This is a genomic window from Neisseria sp. WLZKY-1, from assembly GCF_046546535.1.
GTDB lineage: Bacteria > Pseudomonadota > Gammaproteobacteria > Burkholderiales > Neisseriaceae > Neisseria.
The window spans coordinates 1-298 of record NZ_JBKGTW010000151.1 but is presented as its reverse complement, the minus strand read 5'-3'; the positions used below and the strand labels follow the sequence as shown (position 1 = coordinate 298).

The 298-nt window shown below is 38.3% G+C and carries 1 protein-coding gene; it reads right to left on the bottom strand.

Features of this window, described 5'->3' with window-relative positions; translation table 11 throughout:
- Window positions 1-17: 17 nt before the first annotated feature.
- On the bottom strand, window positions 18-298 hold a 281-nt coding region (locus ACLD9W_RS12615), incomplete at its 5' end, for a transposase (protein WP_410842311.1).

Here is a 298-nt window from a genome sequence, read left to right as displayed (position 1 = left end):
GGGGCTGTCCTAGATAACTAGGATAAATTATCTATTACCAATTGTTTCAAAATGGAAATTTGAACTTTTATTTCACTGTTGTTAAAACGCCATTCGCACTCCTTCAAATACAGCTCAAAATGCTCTTTCGGGATGCCGTTAAATTTACGCAAATGCCGTTTTGCCTGACTCCAAAAGTTCTCGATTCCGTTGATGTGGTTTTGTTTTTCAGCAAAATGTGTGCGGTGGTTGATACGGAAATGGTTAAATTCGCTCACATCCAATACGTCATAACCCTTGTGGTAATCCGTATAAACAA